At 70.9% G+C, this 24349-nt stretch carries 24 protein-coding genes; 11 read left to right on the top strand and 13 right to left on the bottom strand.

Annotated features, from left to right (window positions below):
- Positions 1 to 59: 59 nt before the first annotated feature.
- From OM076_RS05080 to OM076_RS05095, 4 genes are all read left to right on the top strand, one after another.
- The gene (locus OM076_RS05080; protein ID WP_270038387.1) at positions 60 to 632 is read left to right on the top strand and encodes a hotdog fold domain-containing protein; all 573 of its coding nucleotides are present in this window, start codon (positions 60 to 62) and stop codon (positions 630 to 632) included.
- 58 nt (positions 633 to 690) lie between these two features.
- Complete coding sequence (locus OM076_RS05085) at positions 691 to 1998, top strand: 3' terminal RNA ribose 2'-O-methyltransferase Hen1 (protein WP_270038388.1); 1308 nt, start codon at positions 691 to 693, stop codon at positions 1996 to 1998.
- The gene (locus OM076_RS05090; protein ID WP_270038389.1) at positions 1995 to 4502 is read left to right on the top strand and encodes a polynucleotide kinase-phosphatase; all 2508 of its coding nucleotides are present in this window, start codon (positions 1995 to 1997) and stop codon (positions 4500 to 4502) included. Before OM076_RS05085 ends, OM076_RS05090 begins: the two co-directional genes overlap by 4 nt.
- 74 nt (positions 4503 to 4576) lie before the next feature.
- Positions 4577 to 5512 (top strand): DUF559 domain-containing protein, encoded by a 936-nt coding sequence (locus OM076_RS05095; protein ID WP_270038390.1) that lies wholly within the window; start codon positions 4577 to 4579, stop codon positions 5510 to 5512.
- Here OM076_RS05095 and OM076_RS05100 read toward each other — a convergent pair.
- The 3 genes from OM076_RS05100 to OM076_RS05110 are packed head-to-tail and all read right to left on the bottom strand — an operon-like array spanning position 5460 to position 9253.
- Positions 5460 to 5693 carry a KTSC domain-containing protein gene (locus OM076_RS05100; protein ID WP_270038391.1) on the bottom strand — a complete coding sequence of 78 codons (234 nt, stop codon included), beginning with the start codon at positions 5691 to 5693 and terminating at the stop codon, positions 5460 to 5462. The two genes, OM076_RS05095 and OM076_RS05100, sit on opposite strands and share 53 nt — an antisense overlap.
- Before the next feature lie 9 nt (positions 5694 to 5702).
- Positions 5703 to 7499, bottom strand: a complete 1797-nt coding sequence (locus OM076_RS05105; RefSeq protein WP_270038392.1) for an ABC transporter ATP-binding protein — start codon at positions 7497 to 7499, stop codon at positions 5703 to 5705.
- On the bottom strand, positions 7496 to 9253 hold the full coding sequence (locus OM076_RS05110; RefSeq protein ID WP_270038393.1) for an ABC transporter ATP-binding protein: 1758 nt from the start codon (positions 9251 to 9253) through the stop codon (positions 7496 to 7498). Before OM076_RS05110 ends, OM076_RS05105 begins: the two co-directional genes overlap by 4 nt.
- Before the next feature lie 79 nt (positions 9254 to 9332).
- Here OM076_RS05110 and OM076_RS05115 point away from each other — a divergent pair, with 79 nt between their 5' ends.
- The gene (locus tag OM076_RS05115; protein ID WP_270038394.1) at positions 9333 to 9629 is read left to right on the top strand and encodes a hypothetical protein; all 297 of its coding nucleotides are present in this window, start codon (positions 9333 to 9335) and stop codon (positions 9627 to 9629) included.
- Positions 9630 to 9794: 165 nt separating this feature from the next.
- Here the strand turns inward: OM076_RS05115 and OM076_RS05120 are convergent, their stop codons facing one another.
- The 4 genes from OM076_RS05120 to OM076_RS05135 all read right to left on the bottom strand — a co-directional run bounded on the left by OM076_RS05120 (position 9795) and on the right by OM076_RS05135 (position 14731).
- Positions 9795 to 10703, bottom strand: a complete 909-nt coding sequence (locus OM076_RS05120) for a hypothetical protein (RefSeq protein WP_270038395.1) — start codon at positions 10701 to 10703, stop codon at positions 9795 to 9797.
- Positions 10688 to 13078: an AAA family ATPase gene (locus OM076_RS05125; RefSeq protein ID WP_270038396.1), complete on the bottom strand. Its 2391-nt coding sequence runs from the start codon at positions 13076 to 13078 to the stop codon at positions 10688 to 10690. Before OM076_RS05125 ends, OM076_RS05120 begins: the two co-directional genes overlap by 16 nt.
- Positions 13079 to 13151: 73 nt before the next feature.
- The gene (locus tag OM076_RS05130) at positions 13152 to 14309 is read right to left on the bottom strand and encodes a glycoside hydrolase family 3 N-terminal domain-containing protein (protein WP_270038397.1); all 1158 of its coding nucleotides are present in this window, start codon (positions 14307 to 14309) and stop codon (positions 13152 to 13154) included.
- Positions 14310 to 14323: 14 nt separating this feature from the next.
- Entirely contained in the window at positions 14324 to 14731 is a 408-nt protein-coding gene (locus OM076_RS05135; protein ID WP_270038398.1) for a VOC family protein, read from the bottom strand.
- Positions 14732 to 14829: 98 nt separating this feature from the next.
- On the opposite strand from OM076_RS05135, the gene OM076_RS05140 reads away from it, so the two are divergent.
- Positions 14830 to 15174, top strand: a complete 345-nt coding sequence (locus OM076_RS05140; protein WP_270038399.1) for an STAS domain-containing protein — start codon at positions 14830 to 14832, stop codon at positions 15172 to 15174.
- Here OM076_RS05140 and OM076_RS05145 read toward each other — a convergent pair.
- A complete protein-coding gene (locus tag OM076_RS05145) occupies positions 15166 to 15870 on the bottom strand; it encodes an SDR family oxidoreductase (protein WP_270038400.1) in 705 nt (234 codons plus the stop codon). The two genes, OM076_RS05140 and OM076_RS05145, sit on opposite strands and share 9 nt — an antisense overlap.
- A gap of 12 nt (positions 15871 to 15882) precedes the next feature.
- Positions 15883 to 16767 (bottom strand): DMT family transporter, encoded by an 885-nt coding sequence (locus OM076_RS05150; protein WP_270038401.1) that lies wholly within the window; start codon positions 16765 to 16767, stop codon positions 15883 to 15885.
- Positions 16768 to 16794: 27 nt separating this feature from the next.
- On the opposite strand from OM076_RS05150, the gene OM076_RS05155 reads away from it, so the two are divergent.
- Both OM076_RS05155 and OM076_RS05160 read left to right on the top strand, forming a co-directional pair.
- Positions 16795 to 17700 carry a TIGR03560 family F420-dependent LLM class oxidoreductase gene (locus OM076_RS05155; RefSeq protein WP_270038402.1) on the top strand — a complete coding sequence of 302 codons (906 nt, stop codon included), beginning with the start codon at positions 16795 to 16797 and terminating at the stop codon, positions 17698 to 17700.
- Positions 17693 to 17860, top strand: coding sequence for a hypothetical protein (locus OM076_RS05160; protein WP_270038403.1), 168 nt, complete (start codon positions 17693 to 17695; stop codon positions 17858 to 17860). Before OM076_RS05155 ends, OM076_RS05160 begins: the two co-directional genes overlap by 8 nt.
- On the opposite strand, the gene OM076_RS05165 is transcribed toward OM076_RS05160, so the two are convergent.
- From OM076_RS05165 to OM076_RS05175, 3 genes are read right to left on the bottom strand one after another with little or no spacing between them, the layout of a single operon-like run.
- Positions 17841 to 18740 carry an alpha/beta fold hydrolase gene (locus OM076_RS05165; RefSeq protein WP_270038404.1) on the bottom strand — a complete coding sequence of 300 codons (900 nt, stop codon included), beginning with the start codon at positions 18738 to 18740 and terminating at the stop codon, positions 17841 to 17843. The two genes, OM076_RS05160 and OM076_RS05165, sit on opposite strands and share 20 nt — an antisense overlap.
- Before the next feature lie 41 nt (positions 18741 to 18781).
- The gene (gene msrA / locus OM076_RS05170; protein WP_270038405.1) at positions 18782 to 19429 is read right to left on the bottom strand and encodes a peptide-methionine (S)-S-oxide reductase MsrA; all 648 of its coding nucleotides are present in this window, start codon (positions 19427 to 19429) and stop codon (positions 18782 to 18784) included.
- A 29-nt stretch (positions 19430 to 19458) separates the two neighbouring features.
- Entirely contained in the window at positions 19459 to 19836 is a 378-nt protein-coding gene (locus OM076_RS05175; RefSeq protein WP_270038406.1) for a hypothetical protein, read from the bottom strand.
- A 175-nt stretch (positions 19837 to 20011) separates the two neighbouring features.
- On the opposite strand from OM076_RS05175, the gene OM076_RS05180 reads away from it, so the two are divergent.
- Positions 20012 to 20860 (top strand): aldo/keto reductase, encoded by an 849-nt coding sequence (locus OM076_RS05180; protein ID WP_270038407.1) that lies wholly within the window; start codon positions 20012 to 20014, stop codon positions 20858 to 20860.
- On the opposite strand, the gene OM076_RS05185 is transcribed toward OM076_RS05180, so the two are convergent.
- Positions 20857 to 21747, bottom strand: a complete 891-nt coding sequence (locus OM076_RS05185; RefSeq protein ID WP_270038408.1) for a cytochrome c oxidase assembly protein — start codon at positions 21745 to 21747, stop codon at positions 20857 to 20859. The two genes, OM076_RS05180 and OM076_RS05185, sit on opposite strands and share 4 nt — an antisense overlap.
- A gap of 26 nt (positions 21748 to 21773) precedes the next feature.
- Between OM076_RS05185 and OM076_RS05190 the strand changes: the two genes are divergently transcribed.
- Both OM076_RS05190 and OM076_RS05195 read left to right on the top strand, forming a co-directional pair.
- Positions 21774 to 22892 (top strand): 5-methyltetrahydropteroyltriglutamate--homocysteine S-methyltransferase, encoded by a 1119-nt coding sequence (locus OM076_RS05190; RefSeq protein WP_270038409.1) that lies wholly within the window; start codon positions 21774 to 21776, stop codon positions 22890 to 22892.
- Between the two features lie 30 nt (positions 22893 to 22922).
- Positions 22923 to 24293, top strand: coding sequence for a sensor histidine kinase (locus OM076_RS05195; protein WP_270038410.1), 1371 nt, complete (start codon positions 22923 to 22925; stop codon positions 24291 to 24293).
- Positions 24294 to 24349: the final 56 nt, after the last annotated feature.

Consider the following 24349-nt stretch of genomic DNA (forward strand, 5'->3'; position numbering starts at 1 on the left):
CCGGTAACGGTGGTTATGTCTGCGGGCTCGTCGCGACTGCGGTCGGGACGAGCGCGCAGGTGAGCCTCTTCCTCCCGCCGCCCTTGGGCGTCCCGCTCACGCTCGAGAAGACGGTTCCGGGCAGCGTCCGGTTGCTGAACGGCGACGCCGTCATCGCCGAGGGCCGCCACGCGACTCCCACCGTCTCGCTCCCGTCGCCGCCGACGCTCGACCAAGCGCGGGACGCGGCGCGGCACTTCGCGGGCCTGGACCCGGCCGAGCACGCCTTCCCGACCTGCTTCGTCTGCGGGCCCGCGCATCCCGACGGGCTGCGGGTCTACCCGGGGCCGATCGACAGCGGCCTCGCCTGCACCTGGACGCCCCGCTCGCCCGATCCCGTCTTCGTCTGGGCCGCCTTGGACTGCCCTTCCGGGTTCGCCTGCATCCCGCCCGGCTCGGCCAGCGTGCTCGCATCGATGACCGCCCACGTCCCGGGGCCGGTCGAGGCCGGCCGCGAATACGTGATCAGTGCCTGGAAGATCTCCACCGAGGGCCGCAAGCACCGCGGCGCCTCGGCGTTGTTCGACGCCGACGGCGGGCTGGTCGCCTACGCCGAGGCGCTCTGGATCACGCTCCGGGCTCGAACCTCGTAGCGACCTCACCGCGCGGGCGGGCTTCCGGTGGCGCGGTCCCGCTACGGTCTCGGCGCTCGTGTTGCTCACCATTTCAACGACCCACCGGCCCGCGACCGACCTCGGCTTCCTGCTGCACAAGCACCCGGAGCGCGCGCAGACGTTCTCGCTGCCGTTCGGGACAGCCCACGTCTTCTACCCGGAGGCGTCCGAGGAGCGCTGCACCGCGGCGCTGCTGATGGATGTGGACCCGGTGGGGCTCGTGCGGCGTGGGCGCTCGGCGTTCGCGCTGGCCGAGTACGTCAACGATCGCCCGTACGTGGCGTCGTCCTTTCTCTCTGTCGCCCTGGTGACGGTCTTCAAGACCGCGATGGAGGGTTTGCGCCCGGAGCTGGCAGCTTCCCCGCTCCCGCTCGAGGCGACGCTTCCGGCGGTGCGTGGGTCGGAGGAGCTCGTGCGGCGCCTGTTCGATCCGCTCGGCTACGAGGTCTCGGTGTCCCGGGTCGAGGAATCGCGGTACGTGTCGCTCCGGCTCGCCGGGTCGGTGCGGCTGGCGGAGTTGCTCACACACCTCTACGTGCTCCTGCCGGTGCTCGACGACGAGAAGCACTATTGGGTGGACGACTCCGAGGTCGCCAAGCTCCTGCGCCGCGGCGCGGAGTGGCTGCCGGCGCACCCGGAGCGCGAGCTGATCACGCGCCGCTACCTCAAGCACGAGCGTCGCCTGTACAACCCGGTGCTCGCGGAGTTCCCGGCGGAGGCGGACGACGACGAGCCGGCCGAGGACGCGCTGGAGGAGCGGGTCTTGCTGCGTGACCAGCGACTGGGGACCGTGCAGGCGGTCCTGAAGGCCTCCGGCGCGCGCCGGGTGCTCGATCTCGGGTGCGGGCCTGGCGCGCTCCTGGAGCGGCTCAGGCGCGACGGCTACGAGGCCGTGACGGGCGTCGACGTCTCGCCCCGTGCGCTCGAGCAGGCGGCGCGACGGCTGAAGCTCGAACGCCAGCCCGACCCGCGCATCACGCTCTGGCAGAGCCCGCTCACCTATCGCGACCGGCGCTTCGAGGGCTATGACGCCGCCGCTCTGGTCGAGGTCATCGAGCACTTCGATCCGCCGCGGCTGGCGGCGCTGGAGGCCAACGTCTTCGGCGCCGGCCTGGCGTGCGTGGTCGTGACGACCCCCAACGCCGAGTACAACCGCATGTGGGAGACGCTCCCGGCGGGCTCGTTCCGTCACGCCGACCACCGCTTCGAGTGGACGCGGGCGGAGTTCGCTTCGTGGGCGTCCGGCGTCGCTTCGCGGTTTGGGTACCGGGTGCGGTTCCTTCCGGTGGGTCCTGAGGACGAGGCGGTCGGCCCGCCGACGCAGATGGGGGTGTTCGAGCGATGAGGATCGAGCTTCCGGACCCATGCCTGGTGGTGCTCGTCGGCGCGTCGGGCTCGGGCAAGAGCACGTTCGCCGCCACGCACTTCCTGGCCACCGAGACGATCTCGTCGGACTTCTGCCGCGGCCTGGTCGCCGACGATCCGAACGATCAGGACGCGACCGAGGACGCGTTCGCGGTCTTGCACGAGATCGCCGGACGGCGCCTGCGGCGCGGGCGGCTGACCGTCGTCGATGCCACCAACGTCCAGCGCGAGGCGCGGGCCGCGTTGTTGGCGGTCGCGCGTGCGCACGACCTGTTCGCGATCGCCGTGGTGCTCGATCTGCCCGAGGAGGTGTGCCTCGCTCGCAACGCGTTGCGGCCGGACCGCGGGTTCGGGGCGCACGTCGTGCGGCGCCAGCGCAGCTCGCTCAAGCGCTCCCTGCGTCACCTCCAGCGTGACGGGTTCCGGCGCGCCTTCGTCCTGCGGTCCGTCGAAGAGGTCGCCGACGTCGAGATCGTGCGCGCGCCGATGTGGACCGACCGGCGCGCCGAGACCGGGCCGTTCGACGTCATCGGCGACGTCCACGGCTGCCACGAGGAGCTGATGGCGCTCTTGGACTCGCTCGGCTATGTCGACGGCGTGCACCCGCTGGGGCGGCGGGCGGTGTTCGTCGGAGACCTGGTCGATCGCGGGCCGGGGGTCGTGGGTGCGTTGCGGCAGGTGATGGAGATGGTCGCCGCCGGGAGCGCGTTCTGCGTGCCGGGCAACCACGACGTCAAGCTCTCGCGCAAGCTCGCCGGGCGCGACGTCCAGATCACCCACGGGCTCGCGGAGTCGCTCGAGCAGCTGGCATCGGAGCCGGAGGAGTTCCGCGACGCCGTGGGCGCGTTCCTGCACGGGCTCGTGTCCCACCTGGTCCTCGACGGCGGGCGGCTCGTCGTCGCCCACGCCGGCATGCCGGAGCGCTACCAGGGCCGCGGGTCCCGGCGGATCCGGGAATTCGCCCTGTTCGGCGAGACGACGGGCGAGACCGACGAGTTCGGCCTCCCGGTGCGCGGCGCCTGGGCGAACGACTACCGCGGCGCCGCGACCGTCGTCTACGGCCACACCCCGGTGAACGAGCCGGAGTGGGTCAACAACACGATCAATATCGACACGGGCTGCGTGTTCGGCGGCAAGCTGACCGCGCTGCGCTGGCCGGAACGCGACCTGATCTCGGTGCCGGCGGTGCGCGAGCACTACGCCCCGGCGCGGCCGTTCCTGGACGTACCGGCGGCCGACGATCGCCCGCCGTATCTGCTCGACGTCGCCGATGTCTCCGGCAAGCGGATCGTCTCGACGCGGCTGGCCCGCCAGGTGACGGTCCGCGAGGAGAACGCGGCGGGTGCGCTCGAGGTGATGTCGCGGTTCGCGATCGACCCGCGCTGGCTCGTCTATCTCCCGCCGACGATGGCGCCGACCGCGACGTCCGCCCGTGAGGACGTGCTCGAGTACCCGGCGGAGGCGTTCGCCGAGTTCCGCTCGGAGGGCATCGCGCGGGTGGTCTGCGAGGAGAAGCACATGGGCTCGCGCGCGATCGCCGTCGTCTGCCGCGACGAGGACGTCGCGCGGGCGCGGTTCGGGGTGACCGACGGCGGGGCGGGCGCGGTGTACTCCCGCACGGGGCGCGCCTTCTTCGACGACGTGGACCCGCTGCTGGACCGGCTGCGCGCCGCCGTCTCGCGCGCCGGGCTGTGGGAGGCGCTCGACACCGGCTGGCTCGTGCTGGACTGCGAGATCCTCCCGTGGTCGGCGAAGGCGAAGGACCTGATCGAGCGCCAGTACGCCGCCGTGGGCGCGGCGGCGGGGGCGGGGCTCTCCGCCTCGGTCGCGGTGCTCGAGACGGCCCTGGCGCGCGGGCTCGACGTCGCGCCGCTGCTGGCGTCCACCCGCGATCGCCTTTCGCGTGTGGGGGCGTACCGCGCCGCCTACGAGCGCTACAACTGGCCCGTCGCCGGTGTCGACGACCTGCGGGTCGCGCCCTTCCACGTGCTCGCCGCCGAGTCCGGCGTCTTCACCGGCCGCGATCACGGCTGGCACCTGGAGCACTGCGACGCGCTCGTCGAGGCCGACCCGGCCTGGATCCGCCGCACCGAGCGGCGGGTGGTCGAGGTCACCGACCCGTCGTCGGAAGCCGCGGCGACCACGTGGTGGGAGGAGCTCACCGCCGCCGGCGGGGAGGGGATGGTCGTCAAGCCCTACGACTTCACGGTCCGCGGCCGCCGCGGGCTCGTCCAGCCGGGCATCAAGGTCCGCGGCCGCGAGTACCTCCGGATCATCTACGGCCCCGAGTACGACGCCCCGTCCCAGCTTCCACGCCTGCGTTCGCGCGGCCTCGGCCGCAAGCGCTCGATGGCGTCGCGCGAGTTCGCCTTGGGGGTCGAGGCGCTTGAGCGCTTCGTTCGTCGTGAGCCGCTGTACCGAGTCCATGAGTGCGTCTTCGCAGTATTGGCCCTCGAGTCCGAGCCAGTGGACCCGCGGCTCTGATTTGTTGCTGTTTTGGTGCAGTTTTGTAACAGGTAGGTGTTGTTCCGTTCACCTCGAGGGCTGATCCTGAGGGGGTGCCCTCGCAAAGTTTCCTGACCGGCAACATTCCGGAAGCACCCCCTGTCGATATCGCGCTCGCGGCCCTCGCCGAGCGACAGCACGGGCTCGCCACGCTCGGCCAACTGACCGCGGCGGGTCTCACCCGGCCAGCAATCACGAAGCGTGTCGCTCGGGGCGTCCTTCATCGCGTTCACCGCGGCGTCTACGCGATCGGTCACTGCGTCCTCTCGCGGGAGGCCGAGTGGCTGGCCGCGGTCCTCGCCGTCGGCGACGGCGCGGTCCTGAGCCACCATTCTGGAGCGGAACTCAACCGGCTGACATACACCCGAGGCGCGCTCGTCGATGTCACCGTGCCTCACCACCGGCGCTCACAGCCGGGCATCCGCGTCCACTGCGTACGTCGCCTCGACCCGCGCGACGTCACCCACGAGCACGGTATTCCGGTCACGACCGTCCATCGCACCTTCGTCGACCTGTCAGACCTCCTCACGCCACACGAACTCGTCGCGTTGTTCAGGGAGGCCAACTTCCATGGCCACTACGTGGAGCTCGCGATCCGTGACTCCATGGCACGAGCCAACGGGCGGCACAACTTGAAGGTTCTCGACCGGGCCATGGAGCGCTACGCCTACGGCAGCGCGGGTACCCGGAGCCGCGGCGAGGTCCTGTTCCTCCGCCTCGACCTCCCGGAACCGCTCGTCAACACGAAGCTCTTCGGTCACGAGGTCGACTTCCTGTGGCCGGAGGTCAAGCTCAACGTGGAAATCGACGGTCCGCAGCACTACACGCCTGCGGGGCGGCGCGCCGACGCGGCGAGAGACCGGATCCTCGCCTCTGCGGGCTACACGGTCCTCCGCTTCCCCGAGGAGGCGGTCAAAGAGCGCCCCGACGAGGTGCTCAGAGCGGTTTCGGCGTGGGTGTCCAGCCGAGGGTCTCGGCGTGCGGCTTGAGGACGCCGTTCACGAACCGGCCCTTGGAAGGGGCGACGAGGAACTCCTCGTAGAGCATCTCGCTGCACGGGAACGTGTAGTACTCGTCGCTGTCGGCGAAGACGATCTCCAGGGCGCCCGCGCGGTACCGGTAGCGGTCGATGGCGGCGGAAGAGCACGGCTGCCACTCCACCCGCTTCACGATACGACGCTACGCGGCGGCTTGTTCGCGCCAGTCCTCGTGCAGGCGCCAGTAGGCGCCGCGCAGGGCGAGGAGCTCGGCGTGGGTGCCCTGTTCGACGATCCGGCCGTGTTCGAGGACGACGATCTGGCCCGCGCGCTCGATGGTGGAGAGGCGGTGGGCGATGACGATCGCGGTGCGGCCGGCGAGCAGGCGGCGGAGGCCGTTCTCGATCCGGGACTCGGTGTGCACGTCGACGTTGGAGGTGGCCTCGTCGAGGACGAGGATGCGCGGGTCGGCGACGAGCGCGCGGGCGAAGGCGACGAGCTGGCGCTGGCCGGCGGAGAGCTGGATGCCGCGCTCGCCGACCGGGGTGTCGTAGCCATGCTCGAGCCCGTCGATGAACGCGTCGGCGCCGACGGCGTGGGCGGCGGCGCGGACCTCCTCCTCCGAGGCCTCGGGCCGGCCGAACGCGATGTTCTCGCCGATCGTGCCGCTGAACAGGAACGCCTCCTGCGGGACGATGCCCATCTGGGAGCGCAGGGAGTGCGCGGTGATGTCGCGGAGGTCGTGGCCGTCGACGCGGATGGTGCCGGCGGTGGGGTCGTAGAAGCGGGCGACGAGCTTGGCCAGCGTCGACTTGCCCGCGCCGGTCGTGCCCACCAGCGCGACGGTCTGGCCCGGCGGGACGACCAGGTCGATCCCGTCCAGCGCCGGGGCGCCGTCGCCGTAGGCGAAGGTCACGCCGTCGAGGACGATCTCGCCGCGCAGGCGGGGGAGATCGCGGGCGCCGGGGGCGTCGGACAGTTCCGGCTCCTCGTCGAGCAGATCGAAGATCTTGTCCAGCGCGGCCATGCCGGACTGGTAGGTCGTGTAGAGCTGGGAGAGCTGCTGGATCGGGTCGAAGAAGTTGTTCAGCGCGGCCAGGAACGCCACGAGGACGCCGATCGTGATGTCCCCCTCGACGGCCTGGATGCCGCCGTAGAGCAGGATCCCGGCGGTCGCGACCGCCGACAGCAGCTCGACGCCCGGGAAGTAGGCGGCGTTGAGGTAGACCGTCTTCATGTTCGCCTTGCGGTTCTCCTCGTTGAGGTCGGCGAACTGCTCGAGGTGCCGCGGCTCCTGGGCGAAGGACCGCACGACGCGGATGCCCGAGAGCGTCTCTTGGAGGTACGCCGTGATCAACGCGACCTTCTCGCGGGTCGCGCGGTAGGCGTCGGCGCTGACGATCCGGAAGGCGACCGAGGCGAGGCCGAGGACCGGGAAGACGGTGTAGGTGATCAGCGCGAGCTCGGGGTCGAGCAGGAACAGGATCACCGCGGTGCCGATCAGGGTCAGCGAGGCGCCGAAGAGCGTGACGATGCCGTCGGAGACGAGCGTGTCGAGCGCCTCGACGTCGTTGGAGAGCCGCGAGATCAGCACGCCCGCCCGCCGGCGCGAGTAGAAGCCCACGGACATCGTCTGCAGGTGGGCGAAGAGCTGGATGCGCAGGTCCTGCAGCGCCCGTTGCCCGACCCACCCGGTCAAGTACGTCTGGACGTAGGTCGCGCCCCAATAGATCACCGCGGTCGCCAGGAACGCGACGACGATCCAGGTCAGCGCCTGGTAGTCGCCGGGCACGATCCCGTTGTCGATCGCGAGCTTGGCCAGCGGCGGCGGCGCCAGTGCGGCGGCGGTCGCGAGCACCAGCGACACGAACATCAGCGCCACCCGCGCGCGGTAGGGCTGCAGGAGCACGGCGAGCCCGCGCAGCTTGCGCCCGCGTCCCGACGTCGCCCGCCAGCGGCGGACGAGGTCATGGCGGCGGGACAGCTCGGGCGCGCTCACAGCCCTGCCACCTTTTCGATCGGATCGCGGTTGAGGAAGACCTGGTCCGGAAGGCCCTTGGTGGCGATCTCGGCGTACAGCGCGGATTCGGTCAGGAGCTCTTCGTGACTGCCGCGCGCGATGATGCGGCCCTTCTCCAGGACGACGATGTCGTCGGCCAACGCGATCGTCGAGAGCCGGTGGGCGATGACGAAGGTCGTGCGGCCCTCCATGACCTCGCGCAGCGCGGCCTTGATCTCGCGCTCGGTCGTCGCGTCGACCGACGAGGTCGCGTCGTCGAGGATCAGGATGCGCGGGTCGGCGAGGAAGGCGCGGGCGATCGCGATCCGCTGGCGCTGTCCGCCCGAGAGCGTGAGGCCGCGCTCACCCACCCGCGTGTCGTAGCCGTCGGGGAGCTCGTCGATGAAGCCGGAGGCCTGGGCGCGCTCGGCGGCGCGCACGATCTCCTCGCGCGACGCGTCGGGCCGGGCGTAGGCGATGTTGCCCGCCACGGTGTCGGAGAAGAGGAAAGGGTCGTCGTCGACGATCGCGATCTCGCGCCGGAGGTCGACGACGTCGACGGAGCGCACGTCCGCGCCGTCGATCAGGACCGCGCCGGAACGGGTGTCGTACAACCGCGGGAGCAGCTGGACGAGGGTGGTCTTGCCGGACCCGGTCGCGCCCACCAGGGCAACGGTCGAGCCGGGCTCGACGACGAGGTCGACGTGACGCAGCGCGTCGGGCCCGTCGCCGTACCCGAACGTGACGTCACGCAGCTCCACCCGCCCGCGACCGGCGGGGAGCGGCGCGCCGCCGGACAGGATCCGCGGCTCGCGGTCGAGGATCTCCAGCAGGCGGGCGCCCGACGCCGTCGCGCGCTGCGCCAGATTCAGAGCGACGCCGAACATCCGCATCGGCCCGATCAGCATCAGCAGGTACGTGTAGAACGCGGTGAAGTCGCCCAGCGTCAACGTCCCGTTGATGACCTGGCGCCCGCCCACGAGCAGGATCACCGCGAGGCCCAGGTTCGGGAGGAACGCGAGGAACGGGTTGAAGAACGCCTGCAGGCGGGTGGCGATCATCGCCTGGTCGAAGACGCGGCCGACCTTGCCGCGGAACCGGGTCAGCTGCCGCGGCTCGGCGGCGAACGCCTTGACCACGCGGACGCCGGAGATGTTCTCCTCGACCTCGGCGGTGACCTCGCCGATGCGCTGCTGGACCTCCTGCAGCGCCGGGCGCGAGCGGCGGCCGTACTGCATGGCGACGAGGACGACGAACGGCACGGGGATCAGCGCCAGCGCGGCGAGGACGGGGTCGATCCAGAACATCGCCGCCGCGCCGAGCAGGATCGTCAGGCTGCTCTGGAGGATGAACACCAGGCCGTAGCCGAGGAAGAAGCGCACGGAGGAGAGGTCGACCGTGGCGCGCGACATGAGCTGGCCGGTCTGCTGACCGGCGAAGAACCCGAGCTCGAGCTTCTGCAGGTGGGCGTAGAGCAGCGTGCGCAGGTCGTACTCGATCGCGAGCGAGACCTGGCCGGCGACGAGCCGTCGCATGACGGACAGCCCGAGCCGCACGACCGCCACGCCCACGACGGCCAGCGCGAGCGTGCGCAGCCCGGCCTTGTCGCCGTCGGAGATCTGATCGACCGCGCGGCCGGTGAGCCACGGGATCGCGACGGTGCAGACCATCGCGAGCGCCGCGAGGACCAGCGACCAGACGACGCCCCGTTTATAGGGGCGCAGGAAAGCTAGGAGTCGACCAAAGGTGTGCACGCAACTAACACCTTAGGGCGTGGTTCGTCCGGCCCGGCTCCGCTTTTAGACCTAGGACCGGGGTACACTCGCGCATCGCATGACCGACCCGATCGTCCTCCGCAACCGCTTCGCGATGGTGAAGGGTGCCTGGGAAGAGCAGCTGCGGGGCGTCCCGTTCCCGAAGCTGGGCGAGGGCACCGCCGAACAGAAGATCGAGCGCCTCGAGCTCGCGCTCGTCGACGAGATGCGCCGCCGCGCCACGCCTGAGACCGCCGAGCAGGTCGCCGATGCCATGTGGGGCATCGTCCACGCCCGCCCTGAAGACGACCCCGTCAAGCTCCGGGTGACGCGTCACCACGAGGACCTGGCGAAGCTGGGCCATCGCCGGATCTAGCGTCCGGTTCGAATCCCGGGCAGGCCAGCACGGGCAGGCGCGGGTACTTGGCGTAGCCGGGCTCGCCCGCAAGCCCGCGCTCGCACAGCGAGAACACCGACCCGCGGGTGTTCGAGATGACGCGCTGGCGCGCGCATCCCGAACACAGGCCGGCGTCAGGGCGCGTCAGGGGCGGTCGAGCAGGATCGTCGAACCCTGCGAGGTCATGTTGAAGGTGTTGGACAGGGTGAGCGTGGCCACGGTGTCCGCTTCGCGCCCGCTGAACGCGTCGGTCGACGGCGCCTTCGGCCCGAGCGTGTTGCCGAGCGGCACCTGGAGCTGCTGCCTGAGGTCGCCGGGCCGGTAGAAGATCGCCGGGATCGCCGTGTCGGTGGGCGAGGTCTGCCCCGTGGTGGCGGCGGCCGCGGCCGCGGCCTGCGCCTCCGCGGTCTTCGGCGGCGGCGGGAGCAGCACCATCACCGACTCGGCATCCGGCAGGTAGCGGAAGGTGTACAGCGCGAGCTCGAGCGCCTCGCGCTGGACGACCTTCAGGCGCGTGGCGGAAGGCGTCCCGCCCTTGATCGAGCCGCCGGTGCCCAGGCCGTCGAGCTGGTAGATCACCCGCGTGCCGTCGATCGTCGCGAGCGGGCCGGTGGTCGGCCGGACGATCAGCTTGTAGTCCGGCGGCAGCTCGCCGCCACTGACGTCGACCAGCTGCTTGCCGTCGGGATGCTTGTACTCGGGCCCGACGTGCGCCGCGATCTCCTTGGCGCCCTTTTCGATCGAGTTGTCCTGCGGCTGCCAGCGCGACCAGTTCGCCGCGAGCCCTTCGTCTGCCGCGGCGTCTCCGCTGTTGCTGGAGATCACGATCACGGCGACGAGCGCGGCCGCGATGAACACGCCCGCGAGCGCGCCGAGCAGGAAGCCGAAGCGGTTGCGGAACTCCGACGGTCCGGGCGGCGGGCCGGCGGGACCGCTGTCGGTCGCCGCGAGTGGGGTCTCCGGCGGGAGCTCGATCAGGTTCGGGATGCCGACCCCGTCCGGCGAGGGCGGCTTGCCGGCCGGGGAGGGCGGGGGGATCAGATCACTGGCCATGCGTTCTCATCCAGGACGTCGATTTCGGGCTTGAGGAGGCGAGCCTCGTCGAGCATTTCGGTCACATCGTCGCCGTACATCTCGGTCTCGGCGATCAGGCGTTCGGCGATCCGCTCGGTGGCGTCCTTGTTGAGGCGGATCGTCGCGTAGGCGATCACGAACGACTGGCCCAGCAGGCCGGTCACGAGCTTGCGCTTGCCGGGATCGCCGACGGCGGACCCGAACATGCTGCCGTCCATGTTCGAGGAGCGGTGCAGCAGCTTGGTGCCCAGCTCTTGGAAGCGCTCGACGACCTTCTTCTCGGCCTTCTCGCGCGCTTCCTTGTCCGGGATGCGGTCGGAGAGGTCGATCGGCGCGGGCGCCATGCCCGCGGAGCCGACCATGTAGGAGGCACGCGCCGTCGCCATCCCGAGGTCGCCGCCGACGCCGTTGCCGTTCTGGCCGTAGAAGACGAGCTCCGCCGCCATCGCGCCGAGGACGGTGATCAGGCTGCCGACCTCCTCCGAGCGCCAGGAGCCGAAGCGATCCTCGATCGCCATCGCCTGATGGTGGCCGCCGGTCTCGCCGCGCTTCTTGATCGAGAGGCGGGTCGCGAGCATGTTCTCGCGGAACACGTGGCTGGTCACGGCGTGGCCGGCCTCGTGGATCGCGATCGCCCGCAGCTCGTGCTTCGGACCCTGCTGGCCGATCGCGACGCCGGTCTCGACCGTCGTCATCGCCTCGAGCAGGTCCTGGCGGCTGAACGCCACGCGGTCGTTGGAGTGCGCGTAGGTGAGGGCCAGCGAGCAGGCCTGGTCGATCATCGCGGGCGAGTAGCCGTTGGTGATCCGGGCGAGCTCGTCACGCGCCTTCGCGGTGTCCAGCGCCTCCTCGTGCCCGACCTTGCCGAGGTAGAGGTCGAAGATGTCGCGCCGGTCCTCCCACGTGGGCGTGCGGAAGTAGATGTGGCGGCCCATGCGGCCCGGGCGGGTGAGCGCCGGGTCGAGCATCTCCAGCGGCACGTTGCAGGCGCCGATGAAGTACACCTCTTCCTTGCGCGGCTTCGGCGGCTTCAGGCGCAGCTTGCGGCCGAACAGGCGCTGCGGCACGAAGTAGATCGCGTCGAGGAACGTGTTGAACTTGCGCGTGCGGAAGCGCTTCATGAAGGGCGGCTCGTCGATGCCATCCATCACGACCAGCAGCTGGTTGAGCGCGAGTCCGCCGCCGCCCATGCCCATCATGCCGCCCGGCATCATCGCCTTGTTGACGCCGGCGGCGAACTTGGTGACGATCGGCGGGTAGGGCGACGGGGTCGGCTCGGCGCGCATCGCGAAGAGCTTCTCGCGCCACGCCTCGGTCTCGTCGATCAGGTCGCCGGTCGACGTCATCGCGCCCATCGGGCCGAAGAAGTGCGAGTCGTGGATCGTGCCCGACTGGATCGGCTGGTAGCCCGATCCGAGCGAGCTGCGGCGCAGGCCCACGGCGTCGATCTCGTCGATGAAGACGATGCACTGGCCGCCCCACTTGTTGGCCATCTTCTTGGCCTTGCGCGCGAGGTAGCGCACGATCACCGCGTCCATGCCGATGAAGGTCTGCGCGAAGCCGGAGCCCGGGATCGTCACGAACGGGCAGTTGAAGGACGTGGCGATCGCCTTGGAGAGCATCGTCTTGCCGGTGCCGGGGGCGCCGAGGAAGAGGACGCCGCGCTCGCGCTTGCCGCCGGCCTTCTCGAACTCCTCGCCGGACTGCCAGAGCGAGACGACGCGGGTGATCTCGAGCTTCGCCTCGGCCTGGCCGCGGACGTCGTCGAGCTTGACGCCCCAGTCCGCGTCGCCGGGCTCGTAGGTCTTGATCTGCTGGATGCCCATGATCACCAGCGGCCCGAACAGGATCAGGAAGTTGAAGATCATGAAGACGAAGAACGTGGCGCCGAGCTGCGCCGCTTGCCCGATCCCGCTCGGGATCGAGCTGATCATGTTCGACATGGCGTCGGCGATCGACTCGTCCTTCGTGCGCGAGACGATGAAGCCGACGACGAGGAGGATCGCCCCGATCCAGAACCAGATCTTGAACTTGTGGCGCCAGTACCAGACGCGGCGCCGGGACATGACGTCCTGTTCCTTGAGCGCGTCCTCGGCGCCGTAGAGCGCGGGCGACGGGATCATCTTGTGCGCGATCACGTCCACGCCGCCGCGGAAGATCACGACGCCCGCGGCCGCGGCGAGCAGCGACCACCCGAGCGGCCAGTCGTACGTCGAATAGAAGAGGAAGAAGAGCGCTGGCGATGTGAGCAGCGCTACGGCGGATGCGGCTCGGCCGAGCATGCGCCATTCACGCGCGAGCGAGATCGCCTGATCATTGACGCGCCGCTGCAGGCGCGGGGGCTCTTCCCTCATTCCGCTGAGTGTACGCGCAAGGATTTGGCCCGGATGTCCTTGTTTAAATGCCTCTTAGGCACGGACGGATGTCCTACTCCAGAGAGCGTTGAAGCGCGAGCACTCGGGCGGCCGAGGCCCTTACCACGGCTCGAAACGACTTCGATGAACGCGCTTCGGCGAGCAGTGCGCGATAGGCCCGGATCCACGATCCCTGGCCGGTCGTGAGCACGATGTCGTTGCCCGCCCGGATCGAGCGGACGGCGATTTCCTCGGTCGGCCCGGTGGCACGGACGGCCGCGGCCTCGATGCTGTCGGTCATCACCACCCCGCGGAATCCGAGCTGGCGGCGCAGCAGCGTGGTCAGGATCGCGGGCGACTGGGCGGCGATATGGCGCGCATCCAGTCGTGGATAGACGGCGTTGGCGCTCATCACGATCGGCACGCCCGCCGCGATCGCGGCCTTGAACGGCGCGAGATCGTCCGCTGTCGGCGCGCCGCCGCCGATCGTCGCCGAGCCGCTGTCGGTGTTGACCGTCGCCCCGCCGAGGCCCGGGAAGTGCTTGACGGTGGGCTTGACGCCGCCGGCCAGCCAGCCCTTGATCGCGGCCTGCGTGGAGGTCGCCACCTGGCGCGGGTCGCGTGAGAACTCCCGCCCGCTCATCGCGGCGCCGTCCACCGAGGGGACGTCCGCGACCGGCGCGAGGCTGACGTTGATGCCGGCGCCGCGCAGCGCCACCGCGGCCGCCTTGGCGTCGCGCCCCGGAACCTGCGCGGCGGCGGGCGGACCCGGCGGCGCCCACGCCACGTTGCGAATCTCCCCACCCTCCTGGTCGGTGCAGATGATCGGCGTCGCCCCGCCCGCTTTGCCCGCCTGCTCGAGCGCGGCCGTCAGCGCCCGCAGCTGCTGCGGCGAAGCGACGTTGTCCTTGAAGAGGATCGCGCCCGACGCCCACCCGTCGCGCAGGATCTTGCGCACGTAGCTCGGCGCCTCGGTCCCGCTGAACCGCAGGACCACGAGCCGGCCGACCTGCTGCTGGAGCGACAGCGCGTCGACGGGAGCGGGCGTCGGCGCCGGGGTCCGCCGCGCGGCGGGTGACGCCGACGCCTCGACGGGGGCCGCGGACGCGCGCGGCGGTGGTGTGTCGTCGTTCCCGCCGGACGCCCCCAGCGACGCGCCGGCGACGAACGCCAGCCCCGCGGCGGCGAGCACGGCCGCGCGGCGGCGGCGGACGACGGTCGCGGGCGGCACCCGCTACATGATGGTCAAGCGTCCTGCGGCGTCTTGAACTCGCCGCCGTCGATGAGCTCGATGCGGTAGCCGTCCGGGTCCTGCACGAAGCAGATCCGGCCGATCTCGGGGCGCCCGCCCGGGGCGAACGGCGGCTTCTCCGGCTCGACGCCGATCGTCGCCAGTCCGGCCAGCAGCGCGTCGAGGTCGTCGACCGTCAGCGCGATGTGGTTGTAGCCGTCGCCGAGGTCATACGGCTCGGCACGGCCGATGTTGACCGTCAGCTCGAGCGTGTCGGCATCGCCGGGCAGGCCCATGTAGACGTTGTAGGCCGTCTCGAACTGCAGCTTTCCGCGACGTTCGTAGCCGAGCGCCTCATAGAAGGCGACGGACTTCTCCTCGTCGAACACACGGACACAGGTGTGGACATAGCGCTTCGCCATCGGCCGAACGGTAATGGGTCCGCGAGCCCGGCGGGTTTGAAGTGCTGGTTTCCGGGGATGTCAGTTTCGGGACATCCTCACGGGAGAGGGACGGAACAATGCAGGGCTTCGGCCTGACGATCGAGGAGCTGGACGGCGGTGCGATACGGATCGCGCTCCGCGGCGAGCTCGATCTCGCTCACGCGTACACGTTCGACGAGGAGTTGCGCCGTGTCGAGGAGGCGCGGCCGCCCTGCGTGGTGCTCGATCTGCGCGAGCTGCGCTTCATGGACTCGTGCGGGCTCGCCCGCCTGCTCGCGGCCCGCCGGCGCGCCCGCAGGGCAGGGCACCGGCTGCTGCTCGTCAAGGGCTCGCCGAACATCCAGCGCCTGTTCGCGCTGTCCGCGGTCGACGAGGCCTTCGAGATGGTCTCCGAGCTCCCGCTGGCGCTCAGCTCACGGTAGCCAGCGGTCGCCCGCGGGGGTGACGACGAGCTCGTGGGTGTAGGCCCGCGGGCTCTGGCCGGCGAGGTATTCGACCGCGCGGGCGATCTCGGCCTGGTCGGCGGTCTCGTTGTCGGGCTTGCCGGCGGTCATCGCCGCGGTCTTCGGCGAGTCGATCGTGGCGTCGACGATCAACAGCGCGACGTGGATGCCGTCGGCACGCAGCTCCTGCGCCGCGGCGTGCACCAGCGCGCGGGTGGCGGCGGCGCCGGCGGCCCACAGGCCGCGGCCGGCCATCGCCCGCCGGGCGCTGCCGCCCGTCACCTGGATCAGCGTCCCCGCCCCCGCCCGGACGCCCTCTGACAGGAAGACGAACGCCTGCTCGGCCACGGCACCGGTCCAGCCGCGGAAGTCCTCGATCGTGGCCTCGTTGAGCGATCCGCCGCCGAACGGGCCGGCCTTGGTCGGGCGTGCGGCGGACACCGCGTTGACGATCACGTCGATGCGGCCGAGCTCGGCCTTGGCCCGCTCCAGCGCGGCGCGCAGCTCGTCGGGATCGGACGCGTCGGCCTGCAGCGGGAGCCCACCCGCCGCGCGGACGGTCTCGAGCGTCTCCGGCGAGCGCGCGACGGAGGCGCCGCTCCAGCCGTTGTTCAGGTGATGGCCGAGGATCGCGCCCCCGAGATTGCGGGCGCCCAGGACGACTATCGATGGCATTCCGCCATCGTGTCAGGCGGGGACGCGCCGCCTGATCGGGAGCTGTGCGACAGCGATCCCCGCGACCACCAGCAGCGCGCCGCCGACCGCGAGGGCGGTGACCTCCTCGTCGCGGACCAGCGCGCCCAGCGCCAGCGCGCCGAACGGGATGATCATCGAGATGAAGGACACGGTGACGGCCGGCAGCTCGCGCAGCAGCACCGTCAGCGTCACGAACGTGAAGCCGGTCCCGAACACGGCCAGGTAGAGGATCGAGCCGATCGACGCGGCCGACCAGATCGTCGCGCCCCAGTCCTCCGTGGGCGCGGAGACGGCGAGCAGGACGAGGCCGCCGCCGAGCATCGCCCACCCGTTCATGACCAGCGGGTCGAGCTTGCCGCCGCGCTTCTTGATCGCCACGTTGCCGATCGCCGACGCCAGCGGCGAGAGGATCACCGCCAGCGCGGCGAGCGCGGTGTGCTCGCCGGAGCCGAGGTCGAGCGATTCGCTGAACGCCACGATCAGCCCGCCGAGCGCGATCCCGACGCCGGCGATCAATCGCGGCCGCAGCCGCTCCGACGGCAGCGTCGCCGCCGCGAGCAGCGCCACGTAGAGCGGCAGCACGCCGAACAGGACCGACGTCAGGCCGGACGTGACGTACTGCTCCGCCCAGTAGATCAGCCCGTACGTGGTGGCGAAGGGGAGCAGGCCGACGATCGCCGACAGCACGAAGTCGGTGCGCAGCGGGCGGCGGAGCGCGGCGGCGGCGATCAGCAGGCCGGCACCGGCGATGGAGAAGCGGATCCCGGCGCCGAAGAAGGGCGCGATGTCCTCCAGCCCGACGGCGATGACGACCCACGTGCTCGACCACACGAGCACGCACGCGGCGTAGAGAGTCCAGACGAGAGGGCGCGTCACGGCGCGAAGAGGGTATGACTCCCGCTCGTGAAGATCGCGCTGATGATCGAAGGCCAAGAAGACGTGACCTGGGACGACTGGGTCGCGCTGGCCGAAGCCTGCGAGCGCTCGGGGATCGAGGCGCTCTTCCGTTCAGACCACTACGGGTCGGTCTTGAGCGACGACGAACGCGGCTCGCTGGACGCCTGGGGGACGATCTGCGCGCTCGCCGCGCGGACGTCGACGCTGCGGCTCGGCACGATGGTCTCGCCCTCGTCGTTCCGGCATCCGTCGGTGCTGGCGAAGCTCGTCGCGACCGCCGACCATGTGTCCGGTGGGCGTGTGTCGCTCGGGCTCGGCACCGGCTGGTCGGAGACTGAGCACACCGCCTACGGCTTCCCGTTCCTCTCGATGAAGGAGCGGATGGACGTGCTCGAGGAGCAGCTCGAGATCATCCACGAGGGCCACTGGCACGGCGGCCCCTTTTCCTTCAAGGGCACCTACTACGAGCTCGAGGAGCTGCGCGCCCGCCCGCTGCCGGTGCAGCAGCCGCACCCGCCGCTGATCATGGGCGGCGGCGCCGGCCCGCGCGCCGCCCGGCTGGCGGCCCGCTACGCCGACGAGTACAACACGGTCATGCCGACGCTCGAGGAGATCGCCGAGCGCAAGGCGAGCATCGACGCGGCGTGCGCCAAGGCGGGGCGGGACCCGATCCCGTTCACCGTGATGACCGGCTGCGTGCTCGGCGCGGACCAGGCCGAGTACGAGCGCCGCGCGGCGGAGTACGAGGCCCTGACCGGCGGCGCCCCCTCAGGCCTCGTCGGGACGGTCGAGCAGGTCAAGGCGCAGTTGGCCGAGTATGCGGTCGCGGGTGTGTCCGGCGTCTACCTCCAGCACCTCGTGCATCGCGACATCGCGATGGTCGAGCTGATCGGGCGCGAGCTCGTTGGCTGACGACGACGATTGGGTCGGCGGCGAGCCGCCCGAGGGGCGCCACACGCGCGACCAGGCCGACCCGGGCTACTGGGCGCGCCAGTGGAAGGGCTCAGCCATCACCGGCGCGGTGGTGCTCGGCCTGATCCTCGTCGTCGTGCTCATCCTGCTGCTGGGCTAGGCACTCCCGCGCGGTCGGCGGTGTCGACGATCGCGCCGATGAGCTTCGGCCAGGCGCCGCGTGGGAGGCCGTGGCCCATGCCATCGATCATCACCAGGCGCGCGCCCGGGATCGCCTTCGCGGTCGCGCGACCGCCGCTGGGGCGGACCAGCTTGTCCTCGGCGCCGTGGATGACGGTCGCGGGGACGGCGAGCTTGCGCAGCTCCGCGGAGCGGTCGCGGTCGGCGATGATCGCGGCGAGCTGGCGCTGGGAGCCGGCGGCGTCGTGGCCGCGGTCGTAGCTGAGCTCGGCGATGTGGCGCAGGTCCTCGACGTCGGGCCCGTAGCCGGAGCCGCCGATCTTGGTGAACATGGCGACGGCGTGGTTGATGAAGCCCTCGCGGTCGCGCGGGGACGGCCGCAGCAGCACGGCGTACATCGTCAGCGCGGGCTGGCCGTTGAAGAAGCCGCCGGTGTTGGACATGATCGAGACGAGGCTGAGCGTTCGCTCCGGGTACCGGATCGCGATCGTCTGGGCGATCATCCCGCCCATCGAGGTGCCGACGATGTGCGCCTTCTGAACACCGAGGCAGTCGAGCACGCCGACGCTGTCTGAGGCCATGTCGGCCAGCGTGTAGGCGGCCGCGCGGCGATCGCGCCGCGCGAGCTGGACGAGCGACGGGGTGGGGGCGCCGTCGAGGTGGGTGGAGCGGCCGATGTCGCGGTTGTCGTGGCGGATGACGAAGTAGCCACGGCCCGCGAGCTCCGCGCAGAACTCGTCGTGATAGGCGACCATCTGGGTGCCCAGGCCCATGATCAGCAGCATCGCGGGATCGCCCGGATCGCCGAAGGTCTCGTACGCGATGTCGAGCTCGCCGACGCGGCAGGTGGACTCGGCCATGACGGCAGAGCGTACCTCTGCCGCCGTGGTTGGAGTGTGAGCTACGCCGTGAGGCCGATTGGGCAACTCACGCCGGTGCCGCCCAGGCCGCAGTAGCCGTTGGGCACCTTCGCGAGGTACTGCTGGTGGTAGTCCTCGGCGTAGAAGAACTCGCCGAGCGGCGCGATCTCCGTCGTGATCTCGCCGTAGCCCTTCTGCTTCAGCCGCTCACCGAAGGCGGCCTTGGTGGCCTCGACCGCGGCGACCTGCTCGGGGCTCGTCGTGTAGACGGCCGAGCGGTACTGCGTGCCGACGTCGTTGCCCTGGCGGTTGCCCTGGGTCGGGTCGTGACCCTCCCAGAAGCGCTTCAGGACCTCTTCGTAGGTGATCTTGGCGGGGTCGAACACGACGAGGACGGCCTCGGTGTGGCCGGTCTTGCCGGAGCAGGTCTCCTCGTACGTCGGGTTCGGCGTGTAGCCGCCGGCGTAGCCGACGGCGGTGCTGTAGACGCCCTCCGCCTGCCAGAAGATGCGCTCGGCGCCCCAGAAGCAGCCCATGCCGACGACGGCGGTCTGCAGGCCCTCCGGGAACGGGGGCTTCAGGGGCGTCCCGAGCACGTAGTGCTGGTCAGGGACACGGATGGGGTCGGGCCGCCCGGGGAGTGCGTCCTCCGGGGCGACCATGCGGGTCTTCGAACCAAATAGGAGCATGCCTATTGGTCCGTCGAACCCCGGTTTTGTTACTCCTCGGCGTCCTCGCCGGAAATGGCGTCCAGCAGCTCCAGCGCGGCCGCCTGGGCGGGCGTCACGAGGACCTCGCCGCCGAGGTCCTCGAGCTGCGGGAAGAAGCTCGCGTGCACCGTCACCTCGTCGCCGCCGGCGTCCTCGAGCACGATGATCGCGCGGCCGGGGCCGTTGCCGTCGGCGCCGTCCTCGTCGCCGCCCAGCGCGGCGCCCGCGGCAGAGAGCACCGTCACCGCCAGGTCATGCCAATGCGACAGCGCGTCGTTGCGCTCCGCATCGGTCATCTGCTCGAGGTGGTGGCGATTGCGCTCGGCGAGCGCGGTGACCGCCGCCTGAATGGGGGCGTCGGCCAGGAGGTCGTCGGGGGAAGGCACTCATGCAGTGTGGCACCGGGTCAGCGGGCGCTCGCCGTCAAGACCCCGAAGTCGAGCACTTCGGCCTGCTCGATCGGCCCGCCGGCCCGGTCTGGACGGAGTGGTTGAAGTACGGCCCGGCGATCAGGGCCCGCATGGAGACGTCAACGCACGCGCGGGGTGTAGCTTGCGGTCCGTGGGAGCTCGACTCGGACTTGGACTCGCGGCGCTCGGCCGCCCGGGGTACCTGAACGTGGGGCATGGCGCGGAGCTGGGCGAGGACCGCTCGGTCGACGCGCTGCGCGCCCGGACCTTCGAAGTGCTCGACTTCGCCTACGCCGCCGGCGTGCGCGACTTCGACGTCGCCCGGTCCTACGGGCGCGGCGAGGAGTTCCTCGGCGAGTGGCTGCGCGCGCACAACCCGTCGGGCGTCCACGTGTCCTCGAAGTGGGGCTACGTCTACACCGCCGGCTGGCAGGTCGACCACGACCCGCCGGAGGTCAAGCACCACGACCTCGCGACCTTCCAGCGGCAACTGAACGAGTCGCGCGAGAACCTCGGCGAGTGGCTCGGGCTCTACCAGATCCACTCGGCCACCCCCGAGAGCGGCGTGCTCGCCGACGACGCGCTGCTCTCGGCGATGCAGGAGACCGACCTCCCGCTCGGCGTCTCAGTCAGCGGTGTGTCACAGGCCGAGACGATCGACGCCGCTTTGGCCACGGGCCTGTTCGACGCGGTCCAGGCGACCTGGAACCTCCACGAGCGCGCGGCCGAGGATGCCCTCGCGCGCGCGGCCGCCCGCGGGTTGGAGGTGATCGTCAAGGAGGGCCTGGCGAACGGCCGCCTGGCCGATCGCGACGACGTCGCGCTCGCCGCCGCCCTGGCGCAGCCGTGGGCGACGGTGGTGCTGAGCGGCGCGGCCTCGGTCGACGTGCTGCGCTCGAACCTCCGTGCCCGGGAAGCCTCACCGCCGGACGATCTCGACGCGCTCGTCGAGGACAGCGAGGCCTACTGGTCTCGCCGCGCCGCACTCGCCTGGAACTAGCGCCCCTCGCGTTCGATCCTCTCGCGCAACGCCGGCCCACGCCCCGCGGAGACCGCCCGCGCCGCCCGCTCGTCCGATAGCTCGACGCCCCGCGCCGCCGCCAGTTCGACGAGCGACTGCTTCTCGTCGCTCTCGCGCGCCGCGCGCAGGAACAGCCAGCAGAACAGCAGGATCGTCACGATCGACCCCTCGACCATCATGATCGCGCCCGCCGCGCTCTGGTCGTTCGTCGGCGTGATCCCCCAGTAGCGCTCGCCTGCCGCGTAGCGCGGATACAGGACGCCGCCGGACCACAGCAGCGCGTTGGCGAGCACGCTCTGGATCAGCCGGACGGCGACGATGTAGCCGATCTTCGCCCCGTTGCCGAACCAGGCCGGCTTGGGCAAGGGCCCGAGCAGCGCCATCCACATCCCGAACCCGAACGAGACGAACAGCAGGTGCTGAAGCGCGTGGACGGCGTCGTGCTCGACCGCGCCCTGGTAGAGCGCGGGCAGGTGCCAGAGGTAGAAGTTGAGCGTCCAGGCGGTGATCGCGACGACCGGGTGGGCCATCACGCGCAGCCAGCGCAGCCCCGGGGCCGACAGCACCGGTTGCAGCAACGGGCCCGTCAGGCCGAGGACCAGCAGGAGCGCGCCGAGGTCGGCCAGCAGCAGGTGCTCGACCATGTGCGCGAAGAACAGCTCGTCCGAGAGGTGCGCGAGCGGTGAGACCAGCGTCGCGAGCATCAGCCCCAGCCCGCCGTACCAGCACCACTGCCGCCACGACGGCACCGGCGCGCCGCGCGCGGCCAGGGTGCGCGCGCGCACGAAGTACATCCCGCCCACGATCAATGCCGGTGCGAGCTGCAGGGGCGCGACCTCGAAGGTCACGTGGGCGACGTCTGACAAATGGGCTAAGGGGTACGGTGCCGGACATGTCCGATCGTACGACTCCGCCGTTCAGAGCCGACCACGTCGGCAGCCTCCTGCGTCCACAGGAGCTGTTGAAGGCACGCCAGGACTTCGCCGCCGACCGCATCTCCGCCGGCGAACTGCGCGTGGTCGAGGATGAGGCGATCCGCGACGTCGTCAAGCTCCAGGAGGACGTGGGCCTGCGCTCCGCGACCGACGGCGAGTTCCGCCGCGCCTCGTGGCACATGGACTTCATCTACCAGCTCGGCGGGATCTCGAAGTCCCCCGGCAACCTCAGCGTCAAGTTCCACAACGCCGACGGCGACATCGAGTTCACCCCCGCGGCGATGCACATCGACGGGAAGGTGACCCTCGAGAAGCCGATCTTCGCCGCCGACTTCGAGTTTCTGGAGGACGTGACGACCGGCGCCACGCCCAAGCTCACGATCCCCAGCCCGAGCATGGTCCACTACCGCGGCGGGCGCGCCGCGATCGAGCAGTCGATCTACCCCGACATGGATGAGTTCTGGAACGACCTGACCGCCGCCTACGCCGATCAGGTCGTGGCGATGGGCGAGCTCGGCTGCACCTACCTGCAGTTCGACGACACGAGCCTCGCCTACCTCAACGACCCCAACCAGCGCGCCGAGATGGCGGCCAAGGGCGATGACGCCGAGCACCTGCACGAGAACTACATCCGCCACATCAACGAGGCGCTCTCCAAGCGCCCGGACGGCATGGCGATCACGACCCACATGTGCCGCGGCAACTTCCGCTCGAGCTGGGTCGCCGAGGGCGGCTACGACTTCGTCGCCGAGGCGCTCTTCAACGAGCTCAACGTCGACGGCTTCTTCATGGAGTGGGACGACGCCCGCTCCGGCAGCTTCGAGCCGCTGCGCTTCGTCCCGAAGGGCAAGGTCGTCGTCCTCGGCCTGGTGACGACCAAGACGGGCGAGCTCGAGACCAAGAACTTCCTCAAGCGCCGGATCGAGGAGGCGACCAAGTACGTCGACCTCGACCAGCTCTGCCTCTCCCCGCAGTGCGGGTTCTCCTCGACGGTCGAGGGCAACGCGCTCAGCGTCGAGCAGGAGGCCGACAAGCTGCGCCTGATCGTGGAGACCGCGCAGGAGGTCTGGGGCTAGGTCCGTCGTTCGCGGATAGGCTGGCGCGCCATGTCCTGGACGCGCCGGCCGCCGCTGATCGTGGGCGTCCTCGTCGCCGCGGTCGGCGTCGCGCTGACCACGCTGCTGGTCTACGCGCTCAAGGGCATCGCGCCCGTCCTGTCGCTGGGCGTCGTCTATCTGCTCGTCGTGCTGGTGGTGGCGACGGTCTGGGGCGCGTGGCTGGCGCTCGCGACGGCGGTCGCCAGCGCCCTGGCGTTCAACTTCTTCCACATTCCGCCCACCGGCCGGTTCACGATCGCGACGGGGGAGAACTGGGTCGCGCTGGCGGTGTTCTTCCTCGCTGCCGCCGGGGCGAGCTCGCTGGCGGAGATCGCGCGCAAGCGGGCGCTGGAGGCCGACGAGCGCCGTCAGGAAGCCGACCTCTCGGCCGAGATGGCGCGCCTGCTGCTGCGCGGCGGGCGCCTGGAGGAGACGCTGCCGTCGGTCGGCGCGCGGCTCGCCCACGCCCTCGGGCTCGCGAGCGCGGCGATCGAGCTGCGCGCGGTCGACGCGGGCGAGCGCAGCGTCGTGTTCGCGCTGCGCGAGGGCACCCGCCAGATCGGCACGCTCGTGCTGCCGTCCGGCGCCCGCGAGGACGTGCTGCGGCGGGTGCAGGTCCGCATCGCGCCCGCGCTCGAGGCGCTCCTCGCCGCCGCGCTGGAACGGGACGCGCTCCAGGCCGAGGTCGTCGAGACCGCCGCGCTGCGCCGCAGCGACGTGATCAAGACCGCGCTCCTGCGCTCGGTCTCGCACGACCTGCGCTCGCCCCTGACCGCGATCATGACCACCGCCGAGGCCCTGCACTCGCCGAGCCTGACCGCCGACGAGCGCGCCGAGCTCGCCGCCTCCGTCACCGACGAGGCGCGGCGCTTGTCGAGGCTGATCGACGACCTGCTCGACCTCTCGCGCCTGGAGGCCGACGCCGCCGAGCCGCACCCCGAGTGGTGCTCGATCGAGGAGGTCGTGCGCGCCGCCGTCGACGATCTCAACCTGCCCGCGGACGCCTTCAAGATCGCGATCGACGCCGAGCTGCCGCCGGTGCGCGCCGACGCCGCCCAGCTGGAGCGCGCGTTCGCGAACCTGCTCGAGAACGCGTACCGGCACTCCAACGGCCACCCGGTCTCGGTCCGTGCGCGCGACGTCGGCGGCCGCATCCTGCTGCGCTTCGTCGACCGCGGGCCGGGTGTCCCGGAGGCGCAGCGGGAGCGCATCTTCGAGCCGTTCTATCGCTCAGGCACCGCCGCCACCGGCCACCGCGGCTCCGGCCTCGGCCTCGCGATCGTGCGCGGGTTCGTCGAGGCCAACGGCGGGAAGGTGTGGGTCGAGTCGCTCCCCAGCCAAGCCACGTCATTTGTCGTAGAGCTGCCCGTCGAGCCTTAACACTCGCCCACAAGGTTCCGCCGGGTCGGCGCGGAACATGAAGGCGTGGCCTCCAC

This window comes from Solirubrobacter ginsenosidimutans (genome assembly GCF_027587205.1).